Raw genomic sequence first — 2155 nt, forward strand, 5'->3', positions numbered from 1 at the left:
TAATCAATGGGATTCGAATCGGGAGTATGCGGCAATGCCACGCTTAAAGAGCCTTTTAGTTATGTCGGACGTTATTACAGACGCCAGTTTAAGGCTTGCTGCCACTATTAGGGCATCTTCCAGAAAATCCCTTATTTCACTATTTGTTGGGGCAAGCACAGCTTGCCTAGTTCTTGGTGGGTGCGCTGGTAGCGATGGACAAAAAGATGATGCAGATATTTGGTCCGAAACAAAACTGTATTCCGAAGCAACGGATAAGTTGAAAGATGCTGATTATGCAAAGTGCGGCAAGTATTTTGAAAAACTAGAGGGCCGCTTCCCATTTGGCCCCTATTCTCAGCAAGCACAAATCAATGCAGCCTATTGCTATTGGAAAGGCCAAGAACAAGCTCAGGCTCTAGTTGCGATTGATCGTTTCATCAAGCTGCATCAAGGTAGCCCTAACTTAGACTACGGCTACTACCTTAAAGGCTTGATTAGCTTTAATGATGATTTAGGTTGGCTCGGTAAATTTACCGGGCAAGACTTGAGTGAGCGCGATCCAAAAGCAGCCAAAGAAGCATTTGAGTCTTTCAAAGTGGTGGTTGAGCGTTTCCCTGACAGTAAATATGCGCCTGACTCTTTAGATCGCATGCGCTACATCGTGAACTCACTAGCCGAAGCAGATGTGATCGTGGCTCGTTATTACTATCAGCGTGGTGCATATCTAGCGTCAGCCAATCGAGCACAGCTTGTGATTCGTGATTACGATCGTGCGCCAGCCGTTGAAGAAGCGCTCTATCTACTTACCAAGTCTTACGAGAAATTGGGCATGACTGATCTGAGTAATGATTCTCTGCGTGTATTTAAGCTCAATTTCCCAGACAGCCAAATGATGATTACTGGCCAACGCGTGCAAAAAGAACGTCGTTGGTGGCAAATCTGGAATAAGTAAAAAACGAAAGTGGGTTTCATCAAGTAGCACTGTATTACTTGATGACTACCGGCACCCTCTGCGCCAATGCGCAAATAAGCTCGTAGCCAATAGTTCCACTCATCTGAGCTACATCATCTACCGGGACTTCATTACCCCATAGCTCTACAACGCTACCAATCTTGGCATTAGGTGCTTCACGCAAGTCAATCGTCAACATGTCCATAGAAACTCGACCAACGATTGGACAAATCACACCATCACCCTGTGGATCAGCGCCATCAACCCAAACTGGCGTGCCATCTTCCGCATGACGTGGATAACCATCAGCATAGCCGCAGGCAATCACACCAATACGCATATCCTCTGGAGCTTGATAGCGACCACCATAGCCTACGTGATCACCCTTTTTTAATTCCTGAATATCGATGATTTCACTCCGCAGCTGCATGACCGCCTGGAGTTCCGTTCGAATAATGTCTGCATGAACACCGGTTGGAGAAACACCGTACAACATGATTCCAGGTCGAACCCAATCACCCAGTGCATTGCGGTGCCATAAAATTCCAGCTGAATTAGCCAGAGAGGTGGGCGCTTCCAGACCCTCAATAGTTTGCTCGAAACACTCCATTTGCGCACCAACCGATGGCGCATGATCTACCTGATCGGCATTGGCAAAATGGGTCATGTGATGCATATGGCATCCAACAGCATGCAGACGATGAAAAGAGGTGCGGTACTGATCAGGCCTAAAACCAAGGCGGTTCATCCCAGAATTGAGCTTTAAAAATACGCTGATTGGGTGGCCCGAATGATTCTTAAAGGCCTCAAGCCAGATGACCTGCTTCTCACTGTGAACTACCAAGTCACATTGAAGCTCGGCCACTAAATCCAGCTCCTGCTGATTAAAAATACCCTCTAGCAAGAGAATGCGCCCTTCCCAGCCACGCTCCCTCAGCCATTGTGCATCTGCAATATCCAGCAAGGCAAAACCATCGGTCGATTCCAGCCCTTTAAATGCGGCCTCTAAAGTATGGCCATAGGCTTTAGCCTTTACTACCGACCAGATCTTTGACTCAGGGGCGAGCTCTCGAATCCGACTTAAATTATGATGAAAGGCCTCAGTGTGTATAGTTGCCAAAATTGGTCTATTTATCAACCGACTAGCTGATGAGCACATATCCACCCCTCCTTTCATGTTTTAATTACATTAATGACTAGATTGTACGAATGAACCGTAGT

The 2155-nt window shown here is 46.7% G+C and carries 2 protein-coding genes; one reads left to right on the forward strand and one right to left on the reverse strand.

All coding sequences use genetic code 11. The features are described from left to right. Positions 1–61 precede the first annotated feature (61 nt). Positions 62–934, forward strand: a complete 873-nt coding sequence (locus tag B7Y67_RS15955; RefSeq protein ID WP_293599474.1) for an outer membrane protein assembly factor BamD — start codon at positions 62–64, stop codon at positions 932–934. A 34-nt stretch (positions 935–968) separates the two neighbouring features. Here B7Y67_RS15955 and alr read toward each other — a convergent pair whose 3' ends face one another. After that, positions 969–2069: an alanine racemase gene (alr, locus tag B7Y67_RS15960; protein ID WP_293599475.1), complete on the reverse strand. Its 1101-nt coding sequence runs from the start codon at positions 2067–2069 to the stop codon at positions 969–971. Between the last annotated feature and the right edge of the window lie 86 nt (positions 2070–2155).

The organism is Polynucleobacter sp. 35-46-11, from assembly GCF_002281105.1.

What these genes read in the sequence shown, in the direction of transcription:
- B7Y67_RS15955 (WP_293599474.1), top strand. Translation starts at nt 62, where the DNA reads ATGTCGGACGTTATTACAGACGCCAGTTTAAGGCTTGCTGCCACTATT.